Here is a 23,420-nt window from a genome sequence, read left to right as displayed (position 1 = left end):
TCGGGGAAGCCCGAGGGGCCGCGGCAGCGGCGGCGCCCCGCGCGGCACCAGGTTCCGCCGAGGCGCCGGGCGGTGCCCCCGTCCGGTGCGGCGCCGGGCGGCACCCCGTCCGGTGCGGCGGCGGGCGGTGCCCCGTCCGGTGCGGTCGCGGCCGGCGCGGCCCGGGTATGAGCGGGCCCGTCCCACCCCCTGGAGGTACCCGTGAGCAGCTCCGACGGCTGGGGAGACGACGTCTACCAGCCGGAACAGAACGAGCAGAGGGAGGACACCGGGGTGCTCGACTCCGAGGACACCCTGGAATACGACGGCGTCGACGATCCTCTCGACCGGGGCTGGTCCCCTCCGGAGCGGCCCTGGGCCGTCGAGCACCTGGGTGTCACGGCGGCCGAGCGGCTGCGCGGCGAGACGCTCGACCAGCGGCTCGCGGAGGAGCTCCCGGACGGGGCGGCCTACGACGGTGACGGTCTCGGGGACTGCGAGGGCACCGACGGGGAACTCCTCGACAACGAGGTCGGTGCGGCCCGCTCCGGCCGCCTGGTCGCCCCCGACGAGGGCGCCCACGAGGACGAGGAGTCCGCACTGGTCGCCCTGGACGTGGGCATCGACGGAGCCGCGGCGTCGGCCGAGGAGGCCGCCGTGCACATCGTCGACGAGGACACCCTGCCCGGCTGAACCGGGGCGTCCGCCCCGCCGGCCGACCGAAGCCGCCGCAGCCGCCCGAGTCGCCCGAGTCCCCGAGGAGCATCCATGCAGCAGGACAAGCACCCCGACTACCACCCCGTCGTCTTCCGCGACCGCGCCGCCGGGTACGCGTTCCTCACCCGGTCCACCGCCACCAGCGACCACACCATCGAGTGGGACGACGGCGAGACCTACCCGGTCGTGGACGTGGAGATCTCCTCGGAGAGCCACCCCTTCTACACGGGCAAGGCCCGCACGGTGGACACGGAGGGCCGCGTCGCGGCGTTCGAGCGGCGCTACGGCAGCGGCAGCTGAGGTCCCTCCGGCTCCCTGCCGGCTGTCCCCCGGGCGGGCCGGCCGGCGGCTGGCTGTCCCCCGGGCGGTCCGGGTCGCTGCGGGCCGTCCCCCGGGCGGTCAGATCACGTTGAGCGCCGCCGCAGAGCCCACCCCGCCGAGCAGCATGAACACCGGCATCAGCACCTTCAGCTCGACCCAGCTGCCCGCCCGGAAGCGCATGAACTTCGGCGGACCCACCGGATACCAGCGCTTGCGGCCGACGGGGATGGGCCACAGGATCGGGCAGCCGGACACCGTGAGGGCGTCTCCGATGTCGTGCACGATCGCACCGAGCACGACCGGAAGCCCCAGCCACACGTACTCCTGTCCCGGCTCCGTGAACAGCCAGTCCGCCCCGTTCCCCGGCTGGTCCAGCACACCCGCGAGGATCCACGCGGTGGTCGCCGCGAGCAGCCACACCAGCACCTCGCTGCTGGAGCCCCGGGTGGCCCGCCACAGCAGGCCCTCGATGGCCAGGACCATGTGCACGAAGAGGACCGCCAGCACGCCCCAGCGGTCGCTGGTGACCGCCACCGCCGAGGTGCCCGCCCCGATCAGCACCGCCCACAGCCAGGTGTGCGTGAGCGTGCGGTGCCCCCCGGAGCGGCGCGGATCGCCCTGCTTCTTCGTCGCCTTGTAGACCGCGTAGGACAGCTTGTCGACGATCTCGCACAGCCAGCGCGACACCGGCCCGAAGGACCGGGAGATGGTGGCCGCCTTGTGGTCGAGGTCCGGGGCGAGGGCGGCACCTGCGCAGATCAGCGCGCCGACCAGGAGGACCGGCCAGGGCATCGGATGCCCGGCGGCGGCCGCGGCCGCACCGACACCGAGCCAGGCGGCGGCGCCCGACAGTGAGTGTGCTGGTCCCATCATGGCCGTGCCCGCCCCATTCCTCGTGTGCCGCAGTCCAGTTGACCGGGAGCGCCGACGCGTGGTCGGCGCCCCAGGGTAGCGTTCGTGATCTTCCAGGCCGCAGCCGATTCCCGCATCGGACACCGGGCCAGGCAAGATGGGGGCGTGACCCTCATCGATCAGCTGCCGCGGACCGCCGACCCCGACGCCCTGTACGACGCCTTCGAGTCGTGGGCCGGCGAGCGGGGGCTCACGCTCTACCCCCACCAGGAGGAGGCGCTGATCGAGGTGGTCTCCGGCGCGAACGTGATCGTGTCGACGCCCACCGGGTCCGGCAAGAGCATGATCGCGGCGGGCGCGCACTTCGCGGCGCTCGCGCGCGACGAGGTCACCTTCTACACCGCCCCGATCAAGGCGCTGGTGTCGGAGAAGTTCTTCGAGCTGTGCAAGATCTTCGGCACCGAGAACGTCGGCATGCTCACCGGCGACGCCTCGGTCAACGCCGACGCCCCCGTCATCTGCTGCACCGCCGAGGTCCTGGCGTCGATCGCGCTGCGCGACGGCAAGGACGCCGACGTCGGCCAGGTCGTGATGGACGAGTTCCACTTCTACGCGGAGGGCGACCGCGGCTGGGCCTGGCAGATCCCGATCCTGGAGCTGCCGCAGGCGCAGTTCGTGCTGATGTCGGCGACGCTCGGTGACGTCTCCTTCTTCGAGAAGGACCTCACCCGCCGTACCGGGCGCCCCACGGCGGTGGTCCGGTCCGCCACCCGTCCGGTGCCGCTGTCCTACGAGTACCGCTACACCCCCCTCACCGAGACGCTCACCGATCTGCTCCAGGCCCGGCAGGCGCCCGTCTACATCGTGCACTTCACGCAGGCGCAGGCGGTGGAGCGGGCTCAGGCGCTGATGAGCATCAACATGTGCTCGAAGGAGGAGAAGGAGCAGATCGCCGATCTGATCGGCAACTTCCGCTTCACCACCAAGTTCGGCCGCAATCTCTCCCGTTACGTCCGGCACGGGATCGGTGTCCACCACGCCGGCATGCTGCCCAAGTACCGCCGCCTGGTGGAGAAGCTCGCCCAGGCCGGTCTGCTGAAGGTCATCTGCGGCACCGACACCCTCGGCGTCGGCGTCAACGTGCCCATTCGCACCGTGCTGTTCACGGCCCTCACCAAGTACGACGGCACCCGCGTGCGCACCCTGCGCGCCCGGGAGTTCCACCAGATCGCCGGCCGCGCCGGACGGGCCGGGTTCGACACCGAGGGCTTCGTGGTCGCCCAGGCGCCCGAGCACGTCGTGGAGAACGAGAAGGCCCTCGCCAAGGCCGGAGACGATCCCAAGAAGCGCCGCAAGGTCGTCCGCAAGAAGGCCCCGGAGGGCTTCGTTGCCTGGTCCGAGCAGACCTTCGAGAAGCTGATCGGCTCCGAACCGGAGCCGCTGACCTCGCGCTTCCGCGTGACGCACACCATGCTGCTGTCGGTCATCGCCCGGCCCGGCAACGCCTTCGAGGCCATGCGCCGCCTGCTGGAGGACAACCACGAGCCGCGCAAGCAGCAGCTGCGGCACATCCGCCGGGCCATCGCGATCTACCGCTCGCTGCTCGACGGCGGCATCGTCGAGAAGCTCGACCAGCCGGACGCCGAGGGCCGCATCGTCCGCCTCACGGTCGACCTCCAGCAGGACTTCGCCCTCAACCAGCCCTTGTCCACGTTCGCGCTCGCCGCCTTCGAACTGCTCGATCCCGAGTCGCCGTCGTACGCCCTCGACATGGTGTCCGTCGTGGAGTCGACCCTCGACGACCCGCGGCAGATCCTCGCCGCCCAGCAGAACAAGGCGCGCGGCGAGGCCGTGGCCCAGATGAAGGCGGACGGCGTCGAGTACGAGGAGCGCATGGAGCGCCTCCAGGACATCACCTACCCCAAGCCCCTGGAGGAGCTGCTCTTCCACGCGTACAACACGTACCGCAAGAGCCACCCCTGGGTCGGCGACCACCCGCTGTCCCCGAAGTCGGTCATCCGTGACATGTACGAACGCGCCCTCTCCTTCACCGAGTTGGTGTCGCACTACGAGCTGGCCCGCACCGAGGGCATCGTGCTGCGCTACCTGGCCAGCGCCTACAAGGCCCTCGACCACACCGTCCCCGACGACCTCAAGTCCGAGGACCTGCAGGACCTGATCGAGTGGCTGGGCGAGATGGTCCGCCAGGTCGACTCCAGCCTGCTCGACGAGTGGGAGCAGCTCGCCAACCCGGAGGAGATGACCGCCGAGGAGGCCCAGGAGAAGGCCGACGAGGTCAAGCCCGTCACCGCCAACGCGCGTGCCTTCCGGGTCCTGGTCCGCAACGCCATGTTCCGCCGGGTCGAACTGGCCGCCCTCGACCAGGTCGGCGAACTGGGCGAGATGGACGCCGAGTCCGGCTGGGACGCCGAGGCGTGGGGCGAGGCCATGGACACGTACTGGGACGAGTACGACGACCTCGGCACCGGCCCCGACGCCCGCGGACCGAAGCTGCTCATCATCGAGGAGGAGCCGGAGAACGCCCTGTGGCGGGTCCGGCAGATCTTCCACGACCCGAACGGCGACCACGACTGGGGCATCAGCGCGGAGATCGACCTCACCGCCTCCGACGCCGAGGGCCGTGCGGTCGTCCGCGTCACCGACGTCGGCCAGCTCTGACCGGCCCGGCAGCAGCGAACACAGGAGAAGCCCAGCCCATGACGACCAACCCCGCCGAGAGCCTCGTCGACCTGCTCGACCTGGAGCAGATCGAGGTCGACATCTTCCGCGGCCGCAGCCCCGAGGAGTCCCTGCAGCGGGTCTTCGGCGGGCAGGTGGCGGGCCAGGCGCTGGTCGCCGCCGGCCGCACCACGGAGGGCGACCGGCCCGTGCACTCGCTGCACGCCTACTTCCTGCGGCCCGGCCGGCCGGGAGTGCCGATCGTCTACCAGGTGGAGCACGTCCGCGACGGGCGCTCCTTCACCACGCGGCGGGTCACGGCCGTGCAGCAGGGCCGCACGATCTTCAACCTCACCGCGTCCTTCCACAAGCCGGAGGAGGGCAGCTTCGAGCACCAGCTGCCGCCGGCCCGCAAGGTCCCCGACCCCGAGTCCCTGCCGACGGTCACCGACGAGATCCGCGAGCACCTGGGCGCCCTGCCCGAGCAGCTCGAGCGGATGGCCCGCCGGCAGCCCTTCGACATCCGCTATGTGGACCGGCTGCGCTGGACCACCGAGGAGGTCCGGGACGCCGAGCCGCGCAGCGCCGTGTGGATGCGCGCCGTCGGACCGCTCGGCGACGACCCGCTCGTGCACACCTGCGCCCTCACCTACGCCAGCGACATGACCCTCCTGGACGCCGTGCGCATCCCGATCGAACCCCTGTGGGGACCGCGCGGCTTCGACATGGCGTCGCTGGACCACGCCATGTGGTTCCACCGCCCCTTCCGGGCGGACGACTGGCTGCTCTACGACCAGGAGTCGCCCATCGCGGTCGGCGGCCGCGGTCTGGCCCGGGGCCGCATCTACGACCTGGAGGGACGGCTGGTCGTCTCCGTCGTCCAGGAGGGGCTCTTCCGGAAGCTGGGCTGAGCCGCCCTTCACCGGTACGGGTCCACGGGGCCGGGCCTCGGATCGCGCCCGGGGCCCTGTCCGGTGACCATGGCAGGGGAAGGCCCAGCCGGCGTCACGCGCCCGCCGCAACCGGGAGGTGACCACGCTGCACACCGTGCTCCCCGTCCTGTTCGCCATCTGCGCTGCCTTCAGCAACGCCGTCGCGACCGTGCTGCAGCGCAAGGCGGCTCTCACCGTGCCGCGTACCCAGGGCTTCCGGGCCGGGCTGATGCTCGACCTGCTGCGGCGGCCGGTCTGGCTGGCCGGCATCGTCGCGGTGATCGGCGCCGCCGTCTGCCAGGCGGTGGCCCTGGCGACGGGGCCGCTGACGATCGTGCAACCGCTGTTCGTACTGGAACTTCCGCTCACTCTGGTCGTCGCCTCCCTTCTGATGCATCGGCATCTGCCCGGTGCCGGCTGGCTGGCCGTCGCGGTGGTGGTGGCCGGGCTCGCCGTCGCCCTGGCCGCGGCCTCCCCGTCCGGGAACCGCACCCATGTGCCGCTGGACCGCTGGATTCCCGCGCTGGCCGTGTGCGCGGGGGTGGTCGTCGTCCTTTCCCTCACCGCCCTCAGACGCCCGGAGGGCCGGGCCCGTGCCGCCTGCCTGGGGACCGCCACGGCGATCAGCTACGCGGTGACCGCCGCGCTGATGAAGGCGGCCACCCACATCCTCGACGAGCAGGGACTGGTGGCTTTCCTCACCACCTGGCAGACCTACGCCTTCGCGGTGACCGGAGTGTGCGCGCTGTTCCTGCTGGAGAACGCCATGCAGGCCGGACCGCTGGTCGCCTCCCAGCCGGCGCTCACCCTCGGCGACGCGCTGGTGAGCCTTGCTCTCGGCATCCTGCTGTACGAGGAGACCATCCGCTCGGGGTGGTGGCTGGTGCCTCAGCTGTTCGGGGTCGCCCTGATCGCCGCCGGGGTCCTGGCGCTGTCCCGCATCCCCCTCACCCGGTCGCTGGTCGCTCCGGACGACGAGCAGGAGCCGGTGGCGATGCCTTGAACACGGCCGGCTTCTGGCGTCGGCCTCTGTACCGGAGGCGGCTCAACAGTCCGCCGGCGCGCGCCTCATGGCGGGTTCCCGGACCGGTGGCGCCCCGGTGGGCGCCGGAGCCGGTTGCCCGCCGGGCGAGGGCGGCGCCAGGTCGCGCGACGAGGACCGGCGTGTGCCGCGCGGCGGAGGCGGGATCCGGGAGTCGTTCGCGCGCCGTCTCCGGCCTGTGCGCCAGGTCGCTTGCCGTCTCCAACCTGTGGGCCAGGTCGCGTGCCGTCTCCAGCCTGTGCGCCAGGTCCGCGCGGAACCATGCGACTTCGTCCGGTTCGCTCGCCGTCATGAGCGTCGCGGCCAGTTCGGCGGCGGGTGAACCGGGAGCGCCGTGCGTGGGCAGGCGCGGGCGGCACCGGTCCAGCCGCGCGCGCTCCTCGGGGTCCGGCACGACGTCCGTGACATCGGCCGGACCGAGGAGACAGGCGACGGCTGCGGCCCGGGCCCACGGGTCGTCCCCGGCCTGCCGCGTCAGGAACCCGATGTGCCGTCCCCGCCAGTTGCGGGGCCGCCGGTCCGTTCCCGCCTTCTGCGCTGCGCGGATCTCCGCGGGTGTGCGGCGGTCGGTCAGCAGCTGGGTGTTGCCCTCCTCGGCCGCGAAGCGGCTCAGCTCCTCGGCCAGGTAGAGCCAGACGACGGTGCGGTAGCGGTTGAGGTAGAAGCGGACCGGCACCAGGAGGCCGAAACGCGCCAGGGCCGTGAACCTGCCCGGAGCCACTCCCATCAGCTCGGCGCCCTCGTGCGTGCCGACCGTCGCGACGCGCCGGCGCAGTACCTCGGGGAAGCCCTTCTCGGCGCGAAGCCGGTCGATCTCGGCCCGGGCCACGCGTCGTCCTCCGCCGCCCTCGTCGGGCACGGTACGGATGAGGCCCAGCTGCACCGCCAGGTCGAACTCGCCTCGCTTGAGGTCCAGTTCGCGGGCGGCCCGGCTGGGCACACAGGAGGTACGGTCGGTCGTGGTGCTGGTGCGGGACATGGTCGGTCTCCCCCGTGGAGTTGGCGGCTGACGCCGGTCGCGATCGCCGTGGAACAGACCGTATCCGTTCCGCAACTGCGCGTGGCACGCCTGTGGACAACTCCACGGAGGCGACGAAAGTGCAGGTCAGAGATCTGTGATCGGCTTCTGCTCGGGTCGGCGCGCGTCCACGTCGAGATGCTCGCCGACCCGGTTGACCAGAAGTGTCATCTCGTAGGCGATCTGGCCGATGTCGGCTTCCGCGCCGCTCAGGACGCACAGGCAGCTGCCCGTGCCGGCCGCGGTGACGAAGAGGACCGCGTCGTCGAACTCGATCATCGTCTGGCGTACGCCGCCCGCTCCGAAGTGCCGTCCTGATCCCTTGGCCAGGCTGTGCAGTCCGGACGACACGGCCGCGAGGTGCTCGGCGTCCTCGCGGCGCAGTCCGGTGCTCGACCCGGTGACCAGACCGTCGTTGGACAGGACCAGTGCGTGCCGCACGTCGTGGACGCGTTCGGTCAGATCGTCGAGCAGCCAGCCCAGCCCCTGGTTCTGCGGCATCTTCCGTTCTCCCCGTTTTCTCCCCGTACGATTCCCCTCCTTTTCGGAGGATCTCCATGCCAGCCTTCCCCACGACCGGGGCCGGGGCAAGGAGGATGGAAGCCATGGCACAGAAGATGACCGACGCGCAATGGCGGGAGTTCGTCTCCCACGGCACCCGCACCGCGAAGCTCTCGACCGTCCGCGCCGACGGCAGCCCGCACGTGGCGCCGATCTGGTTCGTGTTGGACGGCGACGAGCTGGTGTTCAACACCGGCAAGAGCACCGTGAAGGGACGCAACATCATGCGGGACGGCCGGGTCGCCCTGTGCGTCGACGACGACCGGCCGCCGTTCTCGTTCGTCGTGGTGCAGGGCCGCGCCCGCGTCTCGGAGGACCTGGACGAGGTGCGGCGCTGGGCCACCCGCATCGGCGCCCGCTACATGGGCGCCGAGCGTGCCGAGGAGTTCGGTGCCCGCAACGGCGTCCCGGGTGAACTCCTCGTGCGCGTGACCGTCGACAAGGTCCTGGCGGAGGCCGACGTCGCCGACTGAGGGCGGCAGTTGTGCGGTCGGCGGCGTCGCGTGTTCAGCTCACGGAGTCGAGCAGCCGGGCGGTGTGCATCCGCCCGGCGTACTCGACGAGCCGGATCAGCACCTCCTTGCCCGAGTCGCGTTCGCGTGCGTCGCACAGCACCACCGGGGTGCCCCGGTCGAGATCGAGAGCGCGCGAGACGTCCGGGGCGTGGTGCCTGCGGGCCCCCGAGAAGCAGTTGACGGCCACCACGAACGGAATCCGCCGGTGCTCGAAGTAGTCGACCGCGGGAAAGCAGTCCTCCAGACGCCGGGTGTCGGCGAGGACCACCGCGCCGAGCGCCCCCTGCGCCAGTTCGTCCCACAGGAACCAGAACCGGTCCTGGCCCGGGGTGCCGAACAGGTACAGCGAGAGCCCGGACCGGATGGTGATGCGCCCGAAGTCCATGGCGACGGTCGTGGTCGTCTTGTGGTCCACTCCGTCGGTGTCGTCGACCGACCGGCCCGCTTCGCTGAGCAGTTCCTCGGTGCGCAGGGGGCGGATCTCGCTCACCGCCCCCACCAGGGTCGTCTTGCCCACGCCGAACCCGCCGGCGACCAGAATCTTCAACGCGAGAGCGGCGGTGTCGCCGCCGGCGGCGTCGGAGTGCTCGGAGACCATTGATCACTTCTCTCGGGAGTACCGGCAATGATGTCGTGGTGCGAAGGGGCGGCGGACCGGCGAGCGACGGTCCGCGTCGGATGTCCGGGTGGTGGCCCGGCCGGCTACAGCGCCCTGAGCCCTTCGATCACCTCGCGCAGGATGCGCTCGTCGGGCAGTTGAGCGGGCGGAACCGGGCGGCTGACGGTGACGCAGCCCAGTTCCAGCAGATCGCCGAGGAGGACCCGCACCACGCCCACCGGGAGGTTCGTGCCGGCGGCGAGTTCGGCGACCGACTGGGTCTCGACGCGGCACAGGCCGAGGATGTTGCGGTGCTCCGGGCCGAGCGGGGCGTCGTCCGTACCGGGCGCGGCCGGGTCCAGGGTGACCAGCGCGATCAGGTCGAACCGCACGCCCTCAGGGCCGGACCGGGTCCGTCCGCCGGTCAGCGCGTAGGGGCGGACGAGCGGCCCGGCCTCGACGTCGTACCACTGGCTGCCCTGGTCGTGCGCGGTGCTGGTCAGGTCCTCGGTCATCTGTGCGGGCCGTTCTGCTCGTTCATCCGGCGGCCGGTGGGCGCGAGCCGACGCGGGGCGCGGTGCCCAGGTGTTCGCCGACGCGTTTGACCAGGCGGGCCATCTCGTAGGCGACCAGGCCGATGTCGGCGCTGACAGCGGTGAGGAGGGCGAGGCAGGAGCCGTCGCCCGCCGCGGCCACGAACAGGAAGCCCTCGTCCATCTCGACCATGGTCTGACGCACCCCGCCGGCCCCGAAGTGCCGTCCCGCTCCCTTGGCGAGGCTGTGGAAGCCGGAGGCGACCGCGGCGAGGTGTTCGGCGTCCTCGCGCCGCAGGTCGCTCGAGGCGCCCACCGCGAGACCGTCGTTGGACAGCACGACGGCGTGCCGGATCTCGCTCACCCGGAGTGTCAGATCGTCCAGCAGCCAGTCGAGTTCGCCGGAGCGCCGGGCGGTGTGCGTGCTCGGGTCCTGGATCATGCGGGGTCTCCTTCGCTGCTGTCGTGGCCCGGCGCCGGGTGGGACGTGGTTCCGCGGCCGGGTCGCCTGCCTCCGCCGCGTGCCCAGCCGTCGCGGTAGGCGGCCATGCGGTCCCGTACGAGTTCGGGTGTGCGCGTGTCGTCCCGCGGTGCGGGTGCGGCGGGCGGTTCTTCGGGGCGCGCTTCGCGCAGTTGGGGGGCGAGACTGGCCTGGCGTACCCGCCGCGGCAGGTCGTCGGAGTGTTCCGGCTGCTCCGGGGGCCGGTGCAGTCGCAAGGCGGCGACTCCTGGTGGTGAGGTCGGACTCATGGACTCGCCGTGATGCGGAGCCTCCGGGTGGCTCACCCTGCCGGTCCTGCTCACCGTCCCGGCAGGGCGTTCCGGCTCGCCGGCCGCCCCGGCGTACCGCTCGGCCTCGGGGTGGCTTCCCGTCTCGGTGGGGGGACCTGTCTCGACGGCGTGGCTGTCCGCGGTGTCGCGTTGCGGCCTTCCAGGGTGCCCCTGGGAGGTGACATGGTCCGTGCGTTCCGCGTGGCTCGCCGTCCCGGTGGCGGCCGGTACGGAGGCCATGAGGGCGCGCCGGTCGGCCTGGGCGGGGACGGCGTCCGGCAGGCTGCTGCCGTCGGGCACGCGCGCGTGAGCCCCTTCCGCGGAGGGGGCCGTGCGGGCCGGGTCCTCGGGGGAACGTTCCGCCGTACCGGTGTGCAGCAGGGCCGTGGGCAGCAGGACGACGGCGGTGGTGCCGCCGTACGGAGAGGTCCTCAGGTGGACCTTGACGTCGTGGCGGGCGGCGAGCCGGCTGACCACGAACAGCCCGAGCCGGTCGCTGTCGAACAGGTCGAGCGCCTCGGACTGCGCGATGCGGCGGTTGGCTTCGGCGAGGGTCTCCTTGCCCATGCCGAGGCCGCGGTCCTCGACCTCCACGGCATAGCCGTTGCCGACGGGTTCTCCGGTGACCCGCACGCGCGTGTGCGGGGGTGAGAACTGGGCGGCGTTCTCGATGAGTTCGGCCAGCAGATGGGTGAGGTCGGCGACGGCCGCTCCGGCGACGGCAGCCTCGGGCAGCCGGCGCACCTCCACGCGCGCGTAGTCCTCCACTTCGGAGACGGCGGCGCGGACCACGTTGGTCAGCGACACGGGCATGCGCCACGCCCGTCCGGGAGCGGCCCCGGAGAGGATGATCAGGCTCTCGGCGTGACGCCGCATGCGGGTGGTGAGGTGGTCGAGCCGGAAGAGGTCGCTCAGTTCGTTCGGGTCGTCGGAGCGGCGTTCCATGCTGTCCAGCAGGCTGAGCTGCCGGTGGACGAGGATCTGGCTGCGGCGGGCCAGGTTGACGAAGACGCCGGAGATGCCGCTGGCGAGTTCGGCGCGCTCCACGGCGGCTCGCAGGGCGGCCCGGTGGACCGTGCCGAGGGCCTCGGCCACCTGACCGGTCTCGTCGTCGGAGGGCGGCGTCGGCGGGACCTCGGCGCGGATGTCGATGTCCTCGCCCGCGCGCAGCTTCCGCATGGCGTCGGGCAGTTTGCGGCGGGCGATCTCCAGGGCGGTGTTGCGCAGGCTCACCAGTTCCACCACGAGGCCGCGTCCGATGCGCACGGAGATGACGAGCGAGGCGGCGACGGCTGCGAGACCGAACAGGACGGCGGCACCGGCCGGGGTGAGCAGGCCCCGGGTGAACGGGTCGGCCCGCTCCGCCACGCTGCGGGCGGCGTCGCCCTCGATGGTGCGCATGCCGTTCTGGACGCGCGCGTGGGCGGTGGTCCAGGTGTCCTCGGGGACCGCGTCCACCGCGCGGGCGCCCGAGCCGGCGGCCAGCACCTTGTCCTCGACGGCGGCGAGGGTGTCGTGGGCGCCGTTGCTCTCCAGGGTGCTCCAGGCCGCCCGCTCGGTGCCGCGCAGGTCCGCCACGGCGGAGCCGGTGAGCGTGCGGCGCACCTGGACCGCGCCGGTGAACCGCCGCAGCCGCTCGCCGTCGAGGGCACCGCTCAGGCGGGCGCCGGCCAGCAGCGCGTCCTCCTGCGCCAGCGCCTCGCCCGCGCGTGAGAACTCCAGCAGCACGCGCGCGTCGGAGCCGAGGGCGGCGTCCTGGATGCCGGTGAGGGAGCCGATCGCGCCGAACGCCGTGCCGATGGTGGTCGTGTACCGCTCGTACGTCTCCTCCCAGCCCACGCGCCGGTCGAGCACCGCCGTGCGCAGCGGCCCGAGTTGCTCGGCACCGGTGACGAACTCCCGGAGGCGGGGGGAGACACCGGCGGGCAGCTCTTCGCTGTCGGCGACGGTGTTGTTCCGGCCGAGCCGGAGTTTCGCGACGGCGGCGTCGGTGCGGCGGGCCAGTCGGTCCAGTTCGTCGGCGCGTACGGCCGACGGCTCGGTGGCGCGGCGGACCGCCGCCGCCCGTTCGGCCTGGAGAGCGGCGACCGCGGCGGTGACGGGGGCGCGGACCGCGGCGTCGACGCGCTGGACCTGCCGCAGGCGTGAGACGTCCTGGGCGGTGGTGACGGTGGCGTACGCCCACAGGGCCAGGAGGGAGACGACGGGCACCATCAGCAGGCAGACGATCTTGGCCCGCACGGTCCGCGGTCGTATCCGCCAGCGTTCGCCTCGCGCGGGAGCGCCGTCCGCGCCGTCGCCCTCGGGCACGTCGAGCCCCTCGTCGGCCGGTGGCCCGGCGTGTGCGCGACGGCCGCGCACGGGCGGGGGTGGGGTGACGGCGCCGGCTGTGGGCGTCCTCCGGGGTGTGCGCATGGACTCCTCGCTCGGGAGTGGTCGGGGCGTGCCGCCGGTGCCGCGGCGGGGGCGGGATGCGGCCGTCGGCCGCACGTCGAGTGGCTGGGACGGCAGTGCGGGCCGCACGGTGGGTGGCTGGGAGGCCGCGGTGCCGGCCTTACGGTGAGTGGTGGGGTCGTGGCGACCGCCCGGTGGGTGGTGGGGAGTCGCGACCGCTCGGTGGGTGGTGGGGAGTGGCGACCGCTCGGTGGGTGGCTAGGAGGCGGCGGTGCCGACCGTCCGCTGGGCCGACGCGGAGGCCTCCCGCTCCCCCGCCGTCGGTGACAGCGCGACGAAGGCCGAGGTCAGGAAGAGGTAGGACCCCAGACCGACCGCGAGCGGGAAGATGAACTGCATCGCGGTGGCCCCGGGCAGGAGCTCCGCGGACGGGGTCACGCCCACGTCGACCGCGAACATGCCGGTGTAGTGCATGCTGCTGACGGCGGCGCCCATGATCAGCGAGGCGACGGTGACCGCCACCGGCGACTTGATGTTGAGCGCCGCCCACAGGGCCGCCGTGGCGGCGACGACGGCGATGAGGACCGACAGGCCGACGAGCAGCGGGTCGTACGTCACGTCACCGTGCAGGCGCACGGCCGCCATGCCCAGGTAGTGCATGCTCGCGACGCCGAGGCCGGTGGTGAGTCCGCCGAGGAAGAGGGCCCGGCCGCGGTCCCGTCCGTAGCCGACGGCGAAGACGCCGGCGCAGACGACGACCATGGCGACCACCAGGCTCAGCAGCGTGAGCGGTACGTCGTAGCGGATGTCGGTGCCGGTGACGCTGAAGCCGAGCATGGCCACGAAGTGCATGGTCCAGATGCCGGTGCCGATCGCCGAGGCGGCGGTGAGGAGCCAGTTGCGGCGCGAGCGCCCGGTGGCGGCGAGCGCGCGGACGGTGCAGCGCAGTCCCAGTGCGGCGCCGGTGCAGGCCATCACGTACGACAGCACGGGGGTCAGCCACCCCAGGGCGGCGTGGTCCAGGTGTCCCATGGCCCCGGGACGCTAGACCCGGGCAGACCGCGTGAAGGGGGCGCATTTCGAAAGTCGTTGCAATCTGGCGCAAGGGTGCCTCGGAACGATCGGATCACGCTCGAACGTGTGCACCGAGGCGTCATCCGTGCCGGTGAGGAATCATGCCGTACATGAGCGACGACCAGACGCGTGTCCAGGAGTTCTTCACAGCCCGCGCCGCGGACTGGGACAGCCGGTTTCCCGACGACGGGCCGGCCTACGCCGCCGCGGTCGCGGGGCTCGGACTGCGCACGGGTGGCCGGGTGCTGGACGCCGGGTGCGGTACGGGTCGCGCCCTGCCGCCGCTGCGTGCCGCCGTGGGGCCCTCGGGAGTCGTGCTCGGGGTCGATGTGACACCGGCGATGCTGCGCGAGGCCGTCCGGGCCGGGCGGGACCGGGAGGGGGCGCTGCTGCTCGCGGACGTCGCCGCTCTGCCCCTGCGGTCGGGATCACTCGACGCCGTGTTCGGCGCGGGTCTCGTCTCCCACCTGCCGGATCCGGCGGAGAACCTGCGTGAACTCGCGCGCGTGGTGCGCCCCGGCGGCCTGCTCGCCCTGTTCCACCCGATCGGCAGGGCCGCCCTCGCGGCCCGTCACGGCCGCGCGCTCACCCCGGACGATCTGCGTGCCGAGCCCAATCTCCGCCCGCTGCTGGCCGGTTCGGGCTGGCAGCTGACGTCGTACGTGGACGAGGACGACCGCTTCCTCGCGCTGGCGGTGCGCTCGGACACGTGAACGTCCCGGCGTGCAGGCCGTCGTGAGGGGGGCGAGGCGGCTGCCGCGACGACGCGCGGGACGGCGCGCTCCAGGATCGGGCGCGGGACGGCGCGCCCCACGGCGCTGCGGTCCGCGCGTCACCCGGTCCTGTCGTCCGGTACTTCCTCGCCTCGCACCGGGCCGCTTCGTACCGGGCAGCCCCGCAGGCCGGGGACCGGACGGGTGCCGAGGTCGGCGATCCGGTAGCCGTTCGGGTAGCCCTTGATCTCCCGGTTCTGGCGGGCGAAGTGCGGGGCGCGGCGCGGCGGCAGCAACCGGACGGCTCGGCCCCGCAGGCGGACCGCGCGGCGCACCCACGCGCGCGTGGCGGCACTCGGCGGGGTGTAGCGGAAGGCGCGCAGGAGGGAGTCGTCCAGCAGCGACAGGGTCGTGGTGCGCAGGAGGGGCGCGAGCGGAGCCGGGTACCAGGAGGCCATCAGGTCCAGCGTGGCGTCGGAGACGCGCCGCGCGTCCGCGTCCCAGGCGAAGTGGGCCGCTTCGTAGGTGTCGAGCAGCGACTCGAACTCCTCGTAGGTGCCGGGAATGTCCTTGATGCCCATGTGCCGGCCCAGCGTGCGGTAGTGGACGGCGGAGGCCACGACCTCGTGGCGGGACATCCGCCGCCAGCCGTAGGCGTCGATCCACCGCTTGGGCATGACCACGAACGTGCACAGGACGTAGCGCATGTCGTCGTCGCTGATGTCGTAGCTGCGGTGCATGCCGTTGATGCGGCGGATCGCGGTCCTGCCCTGGTCGCTGCCGAAGCCGTGCTCCACGACGGCGTCCAGCAGCAGGGAGGTGTCGTCGTAGCGCTTCTGCGCGCGCTCGGTGAGCTCCGCCGTCCGGGCGAGCAGCCGGCCGATGCTCGGGACGGCGTACGTGCGGTAGAGCGCCAGTTCCAGGGCGCGCGTGTGGTCCCAGGGGAATTCGTAGGCCACGCTCAGGCGGTAGATGTCCGTGGCCTGCCGGTACGGGTCCATACGCCGGATCTGTTCCAGTCGCGCGAATCGCTTCACCGTGCCGTCCCCCTTCTGCCGACAGTCCCGCAACTTTACGTTGGACGGGAGGAGATGACAGACAGGCGGTTCACGCACGCCCGGGGAGAGGTGGTCCGCATGTGGGGCAGGGTCCGCAAGGCCGGGGACAGGGTCGCGCACGCCTTGCGCACGGAACCGAAGAGCGAGGGGGACAGGCGTCCGCACAACCTGTTCGAGGCCGCGGCGTCCTACGTCACGGCCTGCGCCGAGGACGACCAGGAACGGGCCGACGAGGCGGCCGGCTGGGTCTCGCCGGAGGCCTTGTCCTTCGGCGTGAACGAACTGGCCTGCCGGGCCGTGGTCGCCATCGCGCGGGAGCGCGGCCGGTCACCGGAGACGGTGGCCCGTGAGCTGCTGGGGCTCCCCGCGGCATGACCTACGGCATGACGGACCTCTCCGCGACGGCCGTTTCGCCCCCGTCCGCCGGAAAGCTGCAGCTCGCGCGCCCGGACCAGGTCGTGACAAGCGGCTTGCGCGCGCACTAGGGTGCGCGCGGTTGGACGAACCGATGGGGAGGCTGGGATGGCCGGGACGGACGAGGTCGCCGTCACCGCCGAGGACGACGCGCTCTATGTGCTCACGGCGGTGCTGCTGACGCCGGCGAAGTTCCCGAGTGTGCTCGGCGACGACTACCCCGAGGCCTGCGCGGCGCTCGGTCTCGCCCCGCTCGCGGACGGGTACGGGCTGGTGCTCGGCCAGGACGGTGAGGGCGCCCGGTGGACCGTGGTCACCGACGACGTCTCCCTGGTGGCCGTCGCGATCGCCTCGTGGGACTGCGGCATGGAGTACGAGCTGTCCCCGGACGAGCGGACGGTCGTGTCCGCGCTGCCCGGCTGGCCGCTCGCGGTCGCCGTCGCGGCGCCCGGTGTGCCCGCGCCGCACGACCCCGGCCCGGACGTCGACGACCGCCCCCCGCTGACTCCGCCCGACACGACCGTCTGGGGCCCGGCCCAGCGGCGTCTCGGCGCGGACGAGATCGCCCTGCAGTGGGCGATGTGGCGGGATCAGGTCGACGACACGGCCTTCTCCAAGCCCTCCGCCTCCGCGAACGAGGACCGCGGCCCGCACGACGGCGGCCCCCAGGAGGCAGTCCCGGGGGACACAGACCCCCGGGACACAGGCCCCCAGGCCGCTGACCCTCAGGCCGCAGGCCCCCGCGACGGCGGAGAGAAGGGTCGGAGGGTGGGACACAGTGGCATCCGGCGGGCCCTCGCCGAGGCCCGCACCTACATCGACACACCGCCGCCGCTGGGCCGGGTCCGCTCGTCGTTCGCACCGGGTGACGCCCGGATCCTGCGGGCCGACGGCCCCGGCTGGTCCCTGGTCGCCCGGACCGACGACATCGCGTTCGTGCTGCTGGACGACGAGCCGGGCGAGGTCCTGCCCGTGGGCAGGGGGCCGGAGCTGCCGGGCCTGCTCGAAGCACTGGACAAGATGGCCGTACGACCCAACTGAGCCGCACGGAGCCGGGCTCCGGGTTCACCCGCGCCCACACCCGCCGGGCGCGGGCACGCCGGGCCACCTCGCCCGGCGGGACGGCACGTGTCGACCTGCGCGGCTCCTCAGAGCCTCACCGGCCGATCTCCTTGCGCGTGGCACGGCGCAGCCTGCGCCGCTGTGACGGATCCAGGGTGAGGTACGCCGCGGCCGGGACCCCCACGATGATCAAGAGGGCTGCCCACCAGGGCAGCCAGATCAGCAGCAGGAGCCCGACCGCCACACCTCCCACGGCGATCTTGGCGTTGTTGGACATGTCGTCGCCTCCTTCGCGGCCGTTGCCGCTCTCTGTCCCGGAAACGGACCCGCGCCCGCGCCGGTTCCGATCCGCGACCCTGAGACATCCCTGAGGCAGGACCCCGAAACGCCCCTGAGAGCTCCATGGTGACCCAGCTCACTCGCCTGCCATACCCATCCGCGGCAGAAGTGCTGTACTCTCGGCGACTCCGTTCCGCTAGTCAAATTTGAGGACTTAGCCATAACCGAGCAGTCGACCCCAGTGGAAGCTTCCTCCGCCCTCCTCGAACTGACCCGGTGTCACGCCGTGTTCCTGCCCGGCGACCCGCCACGCACGGGCCGCATCGCCTTTTGGCGGCCCGACGGCACGCTTCCCCCCGTACCCGGGCTGTCCGCCGCGGCGGACCCGTCCCCCGCCGATCCGGCCGTCCTCGATCTGGACGTCGTCACACCCGGCGACGAAGGGGTGGAGACAACGACGGTGCCCGCCGCCCTGCTCCCGGTGCGCGCAGCCCTGCCGGTGCTGACACGCGCGCGTGCCGACGCCCGAGGGCACCGGTCCGCGGTGTTCTGGGGTGCGGCCACCCTCCACGCGCTGCATCTCCTGTCGCGCGGCCTGCTGCTTCCGGGCCTGTCCCCGGATGATCACGACGCCTGGCGCGCCGGCCCGCTGCACGCCGAGGACGGCGAGGCCGTACGGCGCCTCGCCGCCGCGATGCCGCCGGAAGCCCACTCCGTGCCCCTGGACGGGCGGAGGCCGTTGCGGCTGCCCGAGCCGGAGACGCTCCTGCGGGCCTTCCTCGACGCGGTGGCCGACGTCCTCCCCCGCTCCCCCGCCGCGCCCTTGGTGACCGGGGGTGCCGCCTACGCCGCGCACAGCCCGGTGCACCTGCCCGAACAGCGCGGCTGGGCGGCCGACATCGCCGCGGGCCACGACGCGGGCGTACGACTGTCGCTGCGGATCGAGGCGGACGGGCTGACGGACGTCGGCACGGACGCCCTGCCGGAAGCGGAGAGCGCCGGCGCCGAGGACCTCGACACAGAAGACCTCGCCACGGAACGCCTCGACACGGAGGACCTCGACGCGGAGGACCTCGACACGGAGGACCTCGACGCGGACGTGGTCTTCCGGGCCGTGCTGCAGGTCCACAGCGTCAGTGATCCGGCGCTGGTGGCGGACGCCGCGGACGTCTGGGCCGGCAACGAGGCCTTCGGCCCCCGCGCGCGGATGGACGCCCTGCTCGCCCTGCGGCGGGCGGCCCGGGCCTGGACGCCGCTCACGCCCCTGCTGTCGGCGGCGGTGCCGGACGCCGTGGTACTCGCCGACGAGGAGGTGGCCGACCTCCTGGGCACCGGAGCGCGCGCCCTGGCCGCGGCCGGGACGGAGGTGCACTGGCCCAAGGGCCTGACCCAGCAGCTCACCACGCACGCGCACGTGGGCCCGTCCGACGGCGGGACGCAGCCGGGTGGGGCACACCAGCCCGGACGGGGTTCGGGGGCGACACCGTCGTTCCTCTCCGCCGACGCTCTGCTCGCCTTCTCCTGGACGTTCGCACTGGGCGACCGGCAGCTGAGCCGCGCGGAGCTGGACCGTCTCGCCGAGGCCAAGCGCCCCGTGGTGCGGCTGCGGGACCAGTGGGTCCTGGTCGACCCGCAGGAAGTGCGCCTGGCCCGCTCGCGGCAGGACCACAAGGTCGCTCCGGTGGACGCCCTGGGCGCCGCCCTGACCGGCTGGGCCGAGGTCGACGGCCACCGGGTGGAGGTACGGCCCACGGGATGGCTGGCGGCGCTGAAGGAACGGCTCGCCGACCCCGAGGCGCAGCAGCCCGTCGAGCAGCCCGCCGCCCTCGCGGCCACCCTGCGCGACTACCAGCGGCGGGGGCTCAACTGGCTGGCGGGCATGACCTCGCTCGGACTGGGCTGCTGCCTCGCCGACGACATGGGTCTGGGCAAGACCGTCACCCTGATCTCCCTGCATCTGCACCGGCAGACCGAGGCGCAGTCCGCGGGACCCACCCTCGTGGTCTGCCCGACGTCCCTGATGGGCAACTGGCAGCGGGAGATCGAACGGTTCGCCCCGGGCGTCCCCGTCCGGCGCTTCCACGGCTCGCGACGCTCCCTTCAGGACCTGGCGCAGGGCGAGTTCGTCCTCACCACCTACGGCACGATGCGCCTGGACGCCGGCCGGCTCGGTGAGGTGCCCTGGGGCATGCTCGTGGCGGACGAGGCCCAGCACGTGAAGAACCCGTACTCCTCGACCGCCCGCGAGCTGCGTTCCATCGGCGCACGCGCGCGCGTGGCCCTCACCGGCACCCCGGTGGAGAACAACCTGTCGGAGCTGTGGGCCATCCTCGACTGGGCGACTCCTGGACTGCTGGGCCGGCTCGGCACCTTCCGGCGGCGGTACGCCGAGGCGGTCGAGGGCGGCCGGGACCCCGCGGCCGCCGACCGGCTGGCCCGGCTGGTGCGGCCGTTCCTGCTGCGCCGCCGCAAGTCCGACCCCGGCATCGCACCGGAGCTGCCGCCGAAGACGGAGACCGACCACGCCGTGTCGCTCACCCAGGAGCAGGCCGCGCTGTACGAAGCCGTGGTGCGTGAGGCGCTGGCGGAGATCTCCGACGCCGGCAGCATGGCCCGGCGGGGGCTGATCGTGAAGCTGCTGACGGGTCTCAAGCAGATCTGCAACCACCCGGCCCAGTACCTCAAGGAGGAGCGGCCGGTGCTCTCCGGGCGCTCCGGGAAGCTGGAGCTGCTGGACGAACTGCTGGCCACGATCCTCGCCGAGGGGGCCGGTGTGCTGGTCTTCACGCAGTACGTGCAGATGGCCCGACTCCTGGAACGCCACCTGGCCGCCCGCGGTACGCCGTCCCAGTTCCTGCACGGCGGGACGTCCGTCGCCGAACGCGAGGCCATGGTGCGGCGCTTCCAGGACGGTGAGGTGCCGGTGTTCCTGCTGTCGCTCAAGGCGGCGGGCACCGGGCTGAACCTGACCCGGGCCGAGCACGTCGTGCACTACGACCGCTGGTGGAACCCGGCCGTGGAGGCACAGGCGACCGACCGTGCGTACCGGATCGGCCAGACGCGGCCGGTGCAGGTGCACCGGATCGTCGCGGAGGGAACGGTCGAGGACCGCATCGCCGCACTGCTGGCCCGCAAACGGCAGCTCGCGGACGCGGTCCTGGGCGCCGGCGAGTCCGCGCTGACGGAGCTGACGGACGCCGAACTGGCCGACCTGGTCGAGCTGCGAGGGGATCTGCGATGAACCGCCACGACGACGGCCCGGAGCGCACGTTCGCCGCACTGCCGCCCGCGCGCGGGAAGGCGTTCGCGCAGAGCTGGTGGGGCCGGGCCTGGCTGAAGGCACTGGAGGACACCGCGCTCGACCTGGCGCAGCTGAAGACGGGCCGGCGGCTCGCCCGCGCGGGAGCGGTCGGTGCCGTGTCGGTGCGTCCCGGGCGGCTCACGGCCGTCGTGCAGGACCGCGACGGCACGGCCCACCGGGCCGATGTGCTGCTCTCCGAGCTCACCCCCGCTCAGTGGGACCGCTTCCTGGACATGGCGGTGGAACGGGCCGGTCACGTGGCCGCGCTGCTGGACCGGGAGATGCCGCCGCACCTGGTCGAGGATGCGGCGGCGGCAGGCGTCGAACTGCTGCCCGGGATCGGCGACCTGGAGCCGGAGTGCGGCTGCGAGGCCTGGGACCACTGCGGGCACACGGCCGCGCTCTGCTACGAGGTGGCACGCCTGCTGGACCAGGACCCGTTCGTCCTGCTGCTGATGCGGGGACGCACAGAGTCCGCGCTGCTGGAGGACCTCCAGGCGCGCACCGGGGCGTCCGCCGTTGCGGAGTCCGACGAGCCGGCCGGTGTGGACGCGGCCGAGGCCTACGCGGCCGGCGACATCCTGCCGCCGCTTCCGGCCCCGCCCGGCCTGCCCGCCGAGCCCGGGACGCCGCCTGCCCTCGACACCGCGACACCTCCCGCCCCCGGCATCGACCCGCCGGCGCTGGAGTACCTGGCCGCGCGCACCGCCGTCCACGCCCACCGGCTGCTCGCGCAGGCGCTCGAAGGCGCTCTCGCGGCGGAGCTGACGGCCGGGCAGGACGCGGTGCGGCTGGCCGCCGGTGACCCGGCGCGGGAGGTGGCCGACCGGCTCGCCGACGGGTCGGGACGCGGCCCCGAGGGGCTGGCGACGGCCGTCCGTGCCTGGCGTCTGGGCGGCCCGGACGCCCTGTCCGTCCTCGACGAGGAACGGCCGGTCGAGGGCGAAGCCCTCGCACGCGCGCGTGCCGCCTTGGAGGCGGCCTGGGACGCGGACGAACGGCCGCGCCTGGCCGCGCGGGACAACCGGTGGACAACGGCCGGCTCGGCCGCGCAACTGCGGCTCGGCCGCGACGGCCGCTGGTGGCCCTACCGCAGGGAACAGGGCCGCTGGCAGCCCGCGGGAGAGCCCACCCGGGACCCGGCCACGGCCCTGGCCACGGCGGAACTCCCCCCGGGGGACGGGGACGCACGGTGAGGGTCACGCCCGGCGGGCGGACGCGGAGGTGAGCCGAAGCCGACGTCGAGGATCCGCGGCCTGACGTGAGCCGCCCGCCCGGCCGGTCACGAGGATCGGCCGGGCGGATTGCCGCGCGCGGCCGATCACGCCACGGTCCACGCGCGCGTGCGGCCGGCTTCGAGCCCCGCGCGCGTGGGGCTCGAAGCCGACCGGCGCCGCCGCCCGGTCCCTCGGTGGGACCGGGCCGCGCGCGCGTGAGGCTCAGCCCCGGGCTGCCAGCAGGTGGTCCATGGCCAGCTGGTCCAGGCGCTCGAAGGCCATCCCGCGCGCGGCGGCGGCCTCGACGTCGAACGTCTCGAACGCCGTCCGGTCGGCGAGCAGGGCCTCGAGGCCGTCCGCCGCCGTCGGCTGCGCCAGCTCGTCCAGCCGGGCCGCGCGCAGCGCCTCCTGGACCTCCGGGTCGGCGCGGAAGGCGGCGGCGCGCTCCTTGAGGATGAGGTAGTTGCGCATGCAGCCGGCCGCCGAGGCCCACACGCCGTCGAGGTCCTCGGTGCGCGGCGGCTTGAAGTCGAAGTGGCGCGGTCCGGCGTAACCGGCCGACTCCAGCAGGTCGACCAGCCAGAACGCGGCGCGCAGGTCACCGGCGCCGAAGCGCAGGTCCTGGTCGTACTTGATGCCGGACTGGCCGTTGAGGTCGATGTGGAACAGCTTGCCCGCCCACAGGGCCTGGGCGATGCCGTGCGGGAAGTTGAGCCCGGCCATCTGCTCGTGCCCGACCTCGGGGTTCACGCCGTACAGCTCCGGACGCTCCAGGCGCTCGATGAACGCCAGGGCGTGACCGACGGTCGGCAGCAGGATGTCGCCGCGCGGCTCGTTCGGCTTCGGCTCGATCGCGAAGCGCAGGTCGTAGCCCTGGGAGGTGACGTACTCGCCGAGCAGGTCGAATGCCTCCTTCATCCGGTCCAGGGCGGCGCGGACGTCCTTGGCGGCGCCGGACTCGGCGCCCTCGCGCCCGCCCCAGGCCACGTAGACCTCGGCGCCGAGTTCGGCGGCGAGGTCGATGTTGCGGATGGTCTTGCGCAGGGCGTAGCGGCGCACGTCGCGGTCGTTGGCGGTGAAGGCGCCGTCCTTGAAGACCGGGTGCGTGAAGAGGTTGGTGGTGGCCATCGGGACCTTCATGCCCGTGGCGTCCAGCGCCTGCCGGAAGCGCTTGATGTGGTTCTCGCGCTCGGTGTCGCTCGAGCCGAACGGGATCAGGTCGTCGTCGTGGAAGGTGACGCCGTGGGCGCCGAGCTCGGCCAGGCGCTGCACCGTCTCGGCCGGGTCCAGGGCGCTCCGCGTGGCGTCGCCGAAGGGGTCCCGTCCCTGCCAGCCGACGGTCCACAGGCCGAACGTGAACCTGTCCTCGGGGGTGGGCTGGTAGCTCATG

At 73.2% G+C, this 23,420-nt stretch carries 22 protein-coding genes; 11 read left to right on the top strand and 11 right to left on the bottom strand.

The window, feature by feature from the left end:
- Positions 1-201: 201 nt before the first annotated feature.
- A complete protein-coding gene (locus tag ACFYWG_RS06400; RefSeq protein ID WP_383507300.1) occupies positions 202-672 on the top strand; it encodes a DUF5709 domain-containing protein in 471 nt (156 codons plus the stop codon).
- A gap of 75 nt (positions 673-747) precedes the next feature.
- Complete coding sequence (locus ACFYWG_RS06395) at positions 748-996, top strand: type B 50S ribosomal protein L31 (RefSeq protein WP_376326283.1); 249 nt, start codon at positions 748-750, stop codon at positions 994-996.
- 99 nt (positions 997-1,095) lie between these two features.
- Here the strand turns inward: ACFYWG_RS06395 and ACFYWG_RS06390 are convergent, their stop codons facing one another.
- Positions 1,096-1,890 (bottom strand): metal-dependent hydrolase, encoded by a 795-nt coding sequence (locus ACFYWG_RS06390; RefSeq protein WP_389199667.1) that lies wholly within the window; start codon positions 1,888-1,890, stop codon positions 1,096-1,098.
- A gap of 144 nt (positions 1,891-2,034) precedes the next feature.
- Between ACFYWG_RS06390 and ACFYWG_RS06385 the strand changes: the two genes are divergently transcribed.
- The 3 genes from ACFYWG_RS06385 (at position 2,035) to ACFYWG_RS06375 (ending at position 6,483) form a co-directional block, all read left to right on the top strand.
- Positions 2,035-4,548, top strand: coding sequence for a DEAD/DEAH box helicase (locus tag ACFYWG_RS06385; RefSeq protein WP_376326281.1), 2,514 nt, complete (start codon positions 2,035-2,037; stop codon positions 4,546-4,548).
- 38 nt (positions 4,549-4,586) lie between these two features.
- Positions 4,587-5,459, top strand: coding sequence for an acyl-CoA thioesterase (locus ACFYWG_RS06380; protein WP_376326279.1), 873 nt, complete (start codon positions 4,587-4,589; stop codon positions 5,457-5,459).
- Positions 5,460-5,586: 127 nt separating this feature from the next.
- On the top strand, positions 5,587-6,483 hold the full coding sequence (locus tag ACFYWG_RS06375; RefSeq protein ID WP_376326411.1) for a DMT family transporter: 897 nt from the start codon (positions 5,587-5,589) through the stop codon (positions 6,481-6,483).
- Here ACFYWG_RS06375 and ACFYWG_RS06370 read toward each other — a convergent pair.
- Both ACFYWG_RS06370 and ACFYWG_RS06365 read right to left on the bottom strand, forming a co-directional pair.
- Positions 6,428-7,501, bottom strand: coding sequence for a DUF6397 family protein (locus tag ACFYWG_RS06370; protein ID WP_389199664.1), 1,074 nt, complete (start codon positions 7,499-7,501; stop codon positions 6,428-6,430). The two genes, ACFYWG_RS06375 and ACFYWG_RS06370, sit on opposite strands and share 56 nt — an antisense overlap.
- 126 nt (positions 7,502-7,627) lie before the next feature.
- Positions 7,628-8,041 carry a roadblock/LC7 domain-containing protein gene (locus ACFYWG_RS06365; protein ID WP_376326276.1) on the bottom strand — a complete coding sequence of 138 codons (414 nt, stop codon included), beginning with the start codon at positions 8,039-8,041 and terminating at the stop codon, positions 7,628-7,630.
- Between the two features lie 104 nt (positions 8,042-8,145).
- On the opposite strand from ACFYWG_RS06365, the gene ACFYWG_RS06360 reads away from it, so the two are divergent.
- Entirely contained in the window at positions 8,146-8,574 is a 429-nt protein-coding gene (locus ACFYWG_RS06360) for a PPOX class F420-dependent oxidoreductase (RefSeq protein WP_376326274.1), read from the top strand.
- Positions 8,575-8,608: 34 nt separating this feature from the next.
- Here ACFYWG_RS06360 and ACFYWG_RS06355 read toward each other — a convergent pair whose 3' ends face one another.
- The 5 genes from ACFYWG_RS06355 to ACFYWG_RS06335 all read right to left on the bottom strand — a co-directional run bounded on the left by ACFYWG_RS06355 (position 8,609) and on the right by ACFYWG_RS06335 (position 13,944).
- Positions 8,609-9,214 carry an ATP/GTP-binding protein gene (locus ACFYWG_RS06355; RefSeq protein ID WP_376326272.1) on the bottom strand — a complete coding sequence of 202 codons (606 nt, stop codon included), beginning with the start codon at positions 9,212-9,214 and terminating at the stop codon, positions 8,609-8,611.
- 104 nt (positions 9,215-9,318) lie between these two features.
- Positions 9,319-9,729: a DUF742 domain-containing protein gene (locus tag ACFYWG_RS06350; RefSeq protein WP_376326270.1), complete on the bottom strand. Its 411-nt coding sequence runs from the start codon at positions 9,727-9,729 to the stop codon at positions 9,319-9,321.
- Positions 9,730-9,751: 22 nt separating this feature from the next.
- Positions 9,752-10,189 (bottom strand): roadblock/LC7 domain-containing protein, encoded by a 438-nt coding sequence (locus tag ACFYWG_RS06345; RefSeq protein ID WP_376326268.1) that lies wholly within the window; start codon positions 10,187-10,189, stop codon positions 9,752-9,754.
- On the bottom strand, positions 10,186-12,933 hold the full coding sequence (locus ACFYWG_RS06340; RefSeq protein ID WP_389199660.1) for a nitrate- and nitrite sensing domain-containing protein: 2,748 nt from the start codon (positions 12,931-12,933) through the stop codon (positions 10,186-10,188). Before ACFYWG_RS06340 ends, ACFYWG_RS06345 begins: the two co-directional genes overlap by 4 nt.
- Before the next feature lie 237 nt (positions 12,934-13,170).
- Positions 13,171-13,944: an MHYT domain-containing protein gene (locus ACFYWG_RS06335; protein WP_376326266.1), complete on the bottom strand. Its 774-nt coding sequence runs from the start codon at positions 13,942-13,944 to the stop codon at positions 13,171-13,173.
- Between the two features lie 152 nt (positions 13,945-14,096).
- Between ACFYWG_RS06335 and ACFYWG_RS06330 the strand changes: the two genes are divergently transcribed.
- On the top strand, positions 14,097-14,699 hold the full coding sequence (locus tag ACFYWG_RS06330) for a class I SAM-dependent methyltransferase (RefSeq protein ID WP_389199658.1): 603 nt from the start codon (positions 14,097-14,099) through the stop codon (positions 14,697-14,699).
- 119 nt (positions 14,700-14,818) lie between these two features.
- Here ACFYWG_RS06330 and ACFYWG_RS06325 read toward each other — a convergent pair whose 3' ends face one another.
- Positions 14,819-15,736 carry an oxygenase MpaB family protein gene (locus ACFYWG_RS06325; RefSeq protein WP_383509635.1) on the bottom strand — a complete coding sequence of 306 codons (918 nt, stop codon included), beginning with the start codon at positions 15,734-15,736 and terminating at the stop codon, positions 14,819-14,821.
- 99 nt (positions 15,737-15,835) lie between these two features.
- Here ACFYWG_RS06325 and ACFYWG_RS06320 point away from each other — a divergent pair, with 99 nt between their 5' ends.
- Positions 15,836-16,132: a hypothetical protein gene (locus ACFYWG_RS06320; protein WP_383509652.1), complete on the top strand. Its 297-nt coding sequence runs from the start codon at positions 15,836-15,838 to the stop codon at positions 16,130-16,132.
- Between the two features lie 147 nt (positions 16,133-16,279).
- The gene (locus ACFYWG_RS06315; RefSeq protein ID WP_383509633.1) at positions 16,280-17,212 is read left to right on the top strand and encodes a hypothetical protein; all 933 of its coding nucleotides are present in this window, start codon (positions 16,280-16,282) and stop codon (positions 17,210-17,212) included.
- 115 nt (positions 17,213-17,327) lie between these two features.
- Here ACFYWG_RS06315 and ACFYWG_RS06310 read toward each other — a convergent pair whose 3' ends face one another.
- A complete protein-coding gene (locus ACFYWG_RS06310) occupies positions 17,328-17,510 on the bottom strand; it encodes a hypothetical protein (protein WP_383509631.1) in 183 nt (60 codons plus the stop codon).
- 243 nt (positions 17,511-17,753) lie between these two features.
- Here ACFYWG_RS06310 and ACFYWG_RS06305 point away from each other — a divergent pair, with 243 nt between their 5' ends.
- Both ACFYWG_RS06305 and ACFYWG_RS06300 read left to right on the top strand, forming a co-directional pair.
- Positions 17,754-20,753, top strand: coding sequence for a DEAD/DEAH box helicase (locus ACFYWG_RS06305; RefSeq protein WP_389199655.1), 3,000 nt, complete (start codon positions 17,754-17,756; stop codon positions 20,751-20,753).
- Positions 20,750-22,009, top strand: a complete 1,260-nt coding sequence (locus ACFYWG_RS06300; RefSeq protein ID WP_389199653.1) for an SWF or SNF family helicase — start codon at positions 20,750-20,752, stop codon at positions 22,007-22,009. The genes ACFYWG_RS06305 and ACFYWG_RS06300 overlap by 4 nt, the downstream gene beginning before the upstream one ends.
- Positions 22,010-22,252: 243 nt before the next feature.
- On the opposite strand, the gene xylA is transcribed toward ACFYWG_RS06300, so the two are convergent.
- Positions 22,253-23,419: a xylose isomerase gene (xylA, locus tag ACFYWG_RS06295; RefSeq protein ID WP_376326254.1), complete on the bottom strand. Its 1,167-nt coding sequence runs from the start codon at positions 23,417-23,419 to the stop codon at positions 22,253-22,255.
- Position 23,420 lies beyond the last annotated feature (1 nt).

This window comes from Streptomyces sp. NPDC003456, assembly GCF_042878735.1.
GTDB lineage: Bacteria > Actinomycetota > Actinomycetes > Streptomycetales > Streptomycetaceae > Streptomyces.
This window is presented reverse-complemented; position numbering and strand designations above follow the sequence as displayed.

What these genes read in the sequence shown, in the direction of transcription:
- ACFYWG_RS06330 (WP_389199658.1), top strand. Translation starts at nt 14,097, where the DNA reads ATGAGCGACGACCAGACGCGTGTCCAGGAGTTCTTCACAGCCCGCGCC.
- ACFYWG_RS06365 (WP_376326276.1), bottom strand. Translation starts at nt 8,041, where the DNA reads ATGCCGCAGAACCAGGGGCTGGGCTGGCTGCTCGACGATCTGACCGAA.
- ACFYWG_RS06360 (WP_376326274.1), top strand. Translation starts at nt 8,146, where the DNA reads ATGGCACAGAAGATGACCGACGCGCAATGGCGGGAGTTCGTCTCCCAC.
- ACFYWG_RS06380 (WP_376326279.1), top strand. Translation starts at nt 4,587, where the DNA reads ATGACGACCAACCCCGCCGAGAGCCTCGTCGACCTGCTCGACCTGGAG.
- ACFYWG_RS06345 (WP_376326268.1), bottom strand. Translation starts at nt 10,189, where the DNA reads ATGATCCAGGACCCGAGCACGCACACCGCCCGGCGCTCCGGCGAACTC.
- ACFYWG_RS06340 (WP_389199660.1), bottom strand. Translation starts at nt 12,933, where the DNA reads ATGCGCACACCCCGGAGGACGCCCACAGCCGGCGCCGTCACCCCACCC.
- ACFYWG_RS06370 (WP_389199664.1), bottom strand. Translation starts at nt 7,501, where the DNA reads ATGTCCCGCACCAGCACCACGACCGACCGTACCTCCTGTGTGCCCAGC.
- ACFYWG_RS06390 (WP_389199667.1), bottom strand. Translation starts at nt 1,890, where the DNA reads ATGATGGGACCAGCACACTCACTGTCGGGCGCCGCCGCCTGGCTCGGT.
- ACFYWG_RS06355 (WP_376326272.1), bottom strand. Translation starts at nt 9,214, where the DNA reads ATGGTCTCCGAGCACTCCGACGCCGCCGGCGGCGACACCGCCGCTCTC.
- xylA (WP_376326254.1), bottom strand. Translation starts at nt 23,419, where the DNA reads ATGAGCTACCAGCCCACCCCCGAGGACAGGTTCACGTTCGGCCTGTGG.
- ACFYWG_RS06300 (WP_389199653.1), top strand. Translation starts at nt 20,750, where the DNA reads ATGAACCGCCACGACGACGGCCCGGAGCGCACGTTCGCCGCACTGCCG.
- ACFYWG_RS06350 (WP_376326270.1), bottom strand. Translation starts at nt 9,729, where the DNA reads ATGACCGAGGACCTGACCAGCACCGCGCACGACCAGGGCAGCCAGTGG.
- ACFYWG_RS06310 (WP_383509631.1), bottom strand. Translation starts at nt 17,510, where the DNA reads ATGTCCAACAACGCCAAGATCGCCGTGGGAGGTGTGGCGGTCGGGCTC.
- ACFYWG_RS06395 (WP_376326283.1), top strand. Translation starts at nt 748, where the DNA reads ATGCAGCAGGACAAGCACCCCGACTACCACCCCGTCGTCTTCCGCGAC.
- ACFYWG_RS06335 (WP_376326266.1), bottom strand. Translation starts at nt 13,944, where the DNA reads ATGGGACACCTGGACCACGCCGCCCTGGGGTGGCTGACCCCCGTGCTG.
- ACFYWG_RS06315 (WP_383509633.1), top strand. Translation starts at nt 16,280, where the DNA reads ATGGCCGGGACGGACGAGGTCGCCGTCACCGCCGAGGACGACGCGCTC.
- ACFYWG_RS06320 (WP_383509652.1), top strand. Translation starts at nt 15,836, where the DNA reads ATGTGGGGCAGGGTCCGCAAGGCCGGGGACAGGGTCGCGCACGCCTTG.